The organism is Synergistota bacterium (genome assembly GCA_021159885.1).
Classification (GTDB): Bacteria; Synergistota; GBS-1; order GBS-1; family GBS-1; genus AUK310.
The window spans coordinates 1-4,311 of the sequence record JAGHDO010000005.1 but is presented as its reverse complement, the minus strand read 5'-3'; the positions used below and the strand labels follow the sequence as shown (position 1 = coordinate 4,311).

At 44.9% G+C, this 4,311-nt stretch carries 5 protein-coding genes; 4 read left to right on the top strand and 1 reads right to left on the bottom strand.

The window, feature by feature from the left end:
- From J7M13_00305 to J7M13_00295, 3 genes are all read left to right on the top strand, one after another.
- Window positions 1-492, top strand: a 492-nt coding sequence (locus tag J7M13_00305) for an ABC transporter permease (protein ID MCD6362437.1), incomplete at its 5' end; no start/stop codon positions are given.
- Window positions 489-1,385, top strand: a complete 897-nt coding sequence (locus J7M13_00300; protein MCD6362436.1) for an ABC transporter permease — start codon at window positions 489-491, stop codon at window positions 1,383-1,385. The genes J7M13_00305 and J7M13_00300, both read left to right, overlap by 4 nt.
- Window positions 1,382-2,344, top strand: a complete 963-nt coding sequence (locus J7M13_00295; GenBank protein MCD6362435.1) for an ABC transporter ATP-binding protein — start codon at window positions 1,382-1,384, stop codon at window positions 2,342-2,344. Before J7M13_00300 ends, J7M13_00295 begins: the two co-directional genes overlap by 4 nt.
- Here the strand turns inward: J7M13_00295 and J7M13_00290 are convergent.
- Entirely contained in the window at window positions 2,341-3,483 is a 1,143-nt protein-coding gene (locus tag J7M13_00290) for a hypothetical protein (GenBank protein ID MCD6362434.1), read from the bottom strand. The genes J7M13_00295 and J7M13_00290 overlap by 4 nt on opposite strands.
- A 39-nt stretch (window positions 3,484-3,522) precedes the next feature.
- On the opposite strand from J7M13_00290, the gene J7M13_00285 reads away from it, so the two are divergent.
- Window positions 3,523-4,311: radical SAM protein (locus J7M13_00285; GenBank protein ID MCD6362433.1), on the top strand; the 789-nt coding region annotated here is incomplete at its 3' end.

The following is a 4,311-nucleotide window of genomic DNA, read 5'->3' as shown; positions in this document are numbered from 1 at the left end:
TCTCACTTTAAGGTTTATACGGGATTATATGTTCTCGATGGGATATTGAATGGGCGCTTTGATGTGGCTTTAGATGCGTTAAGGCATCTTGTAGCTCCCATTATAACCCTTTCCTATCTCTGGTGGGCTTTTATATTAAGAATTACCCGGTCAAGCATGCTCGATGTCTTGAACAGGGAATATATAACCACCGCTCGTGCTAAAGGTGTGCCTGAGAGGCTTGTTATAAACAGACATGCTAAGAGAAATGCCCTTATTCCTGTTGCTACCGTTGCGGGGCTGATGATACTTGGTCTTCTTGGAGGTGTGGTTATCACGGAGACGATCTTTGACTACCCGGGTATAGGAAGCCTGGCAGCGAGAGCTGCACAGCAACTTGACTACCCTCTAATTCTTGGAATAGCCCTATTTTATGGCTTGCTTCTCGTTTTGGGAAATCTCGTGGTAGATATCCTGTACGCTATTATAGATCCCAGGGTGAGACTGGAATGAGAGGAAGCTGGTGGATCTTAAAGAAGCTTCTTAAGAATCCTACGGCGTGTTTGGGCTTGGTTCTCGTGATTTTCTTTATGATCGTGGCTTTGCTTGCTCCTATAATAGCTCCGCCTGAATTTCCCGATTCTCCATATCTACTTCCCAAGGCTGGTTGGTCTGTGGAGCCTTCTCCCCCTTCGCCTGGCCATCCTTTTGGCACTACTCAAAGTCAGTATGATATCTTCTATGGTGTGGTATGGGGCACGAGAACTGCCTTTAAGGTGGGACTGATAACGGTAGGTTTTTCAGCGCTTATCGGGGTAATAATAGGATCGATAGCTGGCTATTACGGCGGATGGATTGAGGAGACGCTGATGAGGATAACGGATATATTTATGGCCTTTCCATTTCTCGTGGCGGCTATGGTTTTGACGACGATCCTTGGCAGGGGACTTGATAAGGTTATGATTGCCCTTATAGCCTTTGGTTGGATGGGATATGCGCGCGTTATAAGGGGAAGCTTTCTTTCGGCTAAGGAGGAGCAATATGTTATGGCTGCAAAAGCGGTGGGCGTTAAGGATATCGTGATAATATTTAAGCACCTGCTTCCGAATACCATCTTTCCAGTCATAATTCAGGCTTCCATGAATATGGGATCTATGGTTGTTACCGCTTCTGCGTTGAGCTTTCTGGGGGTTGGCGCTCCGGAGGGGTATGCCGATTGGGGACAGATGATATCCTATGCAAGGAACTGGATTATAGGGGCTCCCGGTGAGGCTTTTAAATACTGGTATACAGTGTTTTATCCAGGAATGGCTATCGTTCTTTTTGTTCTCGCTTGGAACCTGCTTGGAGACGCTCTAAGAGATCTCCTTGATCCCAGATTGAGAGGGGTTGGGAGAGGGAGATGAAGGCGCTTCTTGATGTTTTGAACTTAAAGACTTACTTCTATACGGAAGATGGGGTAGGCAAAGCGGTAGATGATGTATCGTTTTCGATAAAAGAGGGAGAGGTATTTGGGCTCGTGGGAGAATCTGGCTGCGGGAAGAGTATGACTGCCCTTTCGATAATGAGGCTCGTTCCATATCCCGGCAGGATCATCGGGGGAAAAGTGATTTTCGAGGGGGAGGACTTACTCAAAAAATCTTCTGAGGAGATGCGCTTCATAAGGGGAGAGAAAATTTCTATGATTTTTCAGGAACCCATGGTTGCTTTAAATCCGGTTTATACCATAGGCTTTCAAATTGCAGAGGCTATCATGGTGCATCATCCTGATGTGAGTGAGGAGGAAGCGTGGGAGCGAGCCGTTGAGATGATAGAGAAGGTTGGGATACCGAATCCTCGCCAGAGGGCAAACGAGTATCCGTATCAGATGTCTGGCGGAATGAGACAGAGAGCGATGATAGCCATGGCTCTTGTCAATAATCCTCGTCTTCTCATAGCGGATGAGCCCACGACCGCCTTGGATGTGACCATTCAAGCGCAGATACTCGATTTAATGAATGCTCTCAGGGAGGAGTTCAAAACATCTATACTCTTTATAACGCATGATCTTGGAGTTATAGCTGAAGTCTCACATCGAGTTGGCGTTATGTATGGAGGAAAACTCGTTGAAACCGCTGATGTGTATACCCTCTTTGATAACCCGATGCACCCATATACCTATGGGCTTATGAAATCCATACCCCGGCTGGATAAAGAAGAAAGACGTCTTTATACCATACCTGGGGTCGTCCCAAGCCTGCTTAAATTTCCTGAGGGATGTAGGTTCAGGGATAGGTGCCCCGAAGCCTCAAAGATGTGTGAAAAGGAACCTCCTACTATTGAGGTTGAGAGAGGGCATTTTGTGAAGTGCTGGAAATTTGCTTAATTCATGTCGAATATCAGTCCGGACCATACGAAATCGTCGGGTCCTCTTCCCATTCCATTTATGGAGTTGTAGTATTCGTGAAAGCCGGATTTACTCACTAAGGAGATGCTTCTTTGCCTGAGCTCCTCGGCTATGCCATTAAGATGGTATTCCTTCAAGCCCTTGTAGATGAACCAGTTTATGTTTATCCATGTGCTCCCACGCCAGTATCTGTTGGGCTGAAAGGCATATTCATCGATGGAAACCGTGGGAACGGGATACTTCGTCCAGAATAGATTTTCGTTGAGGAGATACTTTTCGATAAGCTGTTCTGCTTCTTCGATTTTAAGCATCTTTGCGAATAGCGGTAAAAATATATTTGCGGTTTTTATTTTTATGTGCTTATTTTCATTAAGGGCGAAAAAGATGCCCGCTTCGGGATCAAGCAGATCTTTCCTGAACTCCTCTTCGGTTAATTTGTAAATTTGATCATAAGCGAGGGCTTTCTCGCTCAATCCGATAGCGCTTGCGAGAAAGCTCATAGATCGCAGGTTTCTGAGATATACGGAGTTAAACAGGACGGACTTGACCTTGAAGTGTAAGCTTCCCCTTAAGATCTTAATTTTATAGCTTTTTAAGGTTTTACGGCTCGGGTCTTTTTTTCCATAAATGTGATCCCATACTGGAAGATCATCCTGTCCGGATTCCCAGGGGTGTTTTATGTAAAGCAGGTATTTATCCCCCCTTGCTGTGCGAAGCCAGCCATAATATTTATCAAGCTGTTTAAAGACCTTTTCCACGAAATTCTTATCATCTGTTTTTCTATAAATTCTTTCTACGGCATAGGCTATCATCGGAGGTTGGGTTATGGAGGAAGTGTTTTTCGTCGTGTTCCACTTCACGTGGTGTTTTTTGGAGCTTCCTCTGTATATCATGTGAGGGATCATACCGTTTTCCCATTGCCCTGCGAGAATTGAAACGATCTCTTCCTTAGCCCATTCCGCTTCACCCAAGCTCAAGTATATGATAGAGTGAAAACAGCTATCCCATAGCCATTGAAACGGATAAACCTTAGAGGAAGGGACCGTGAATTTGTATCCTTCAATTTCCCTCTGGTTTTTCTTAAGTATCTCAAGAAAAGCTTTTAAAAATTCTTTCATTTCCCTTATTATAACAGATGGGTTATAATTTCTTATGAGATGAGAGCCCTTATACTTGACGGTTATGTTGACGAACCTGCCTGTTTTGGCGTTCCTCCATATATATCCCCTTATCCGAGGTATTTAGCGGGCGTTCTTTCATCTCACGGGATAGATCCTGATTATATAACTGTCGATGCCTGGAGGGAAAAGGAATCGCGCTTTACTTTCCTAAATTCCTATGATCTTCTTATCGTTACTGCTGGTTTAACCGTTCCTGGGAGGTACAGAGGTGGAACGCCTTTAACCTTAAGTGAGCTTCAAGATATAGCTTCTTCTGTCAGTCGTCCGTTTAAGATGCTCTGTGGCCCCATTATATATGGCTATGCTCTTAAGGGTGGTAGGAGAGCTTTAAGTGTGAAGGGTATGCCCTTTGACCTCGTGGCGCTTGGGGATCCGTGCGCCGTTTTAGATTCTTATCTTAAAGGAGAGGTGAGACTATTAGCTGAAAGAAACTATTGTGAGTTAAGGGAATGGGCCATACGTGGTGCGAAGATCATAAGACTTCACTCAAGCTTTCCTCATATAATATGCGAGATAGAAACCGGAAGGGGGTGCGAAAGGGCGTCTCACTGTTCGTTTTGCACGGAAGGACTGCGTAAAAAAGTGGAATATCGTCCCGTAGAGGATATACTTGAGGAAGTAGAATCTCTCTATAAAGCGGGTTGTAGAGCATTCAGGATCGGCAGGCAGCCGAATCTTTTCGCTTATATGGGCAAGGATAAGCCGAACCCGGAAGCGATAAGGCTTCTTTATTGCGGTATAAGGGAAGTTGCTCCTCATCTTAAG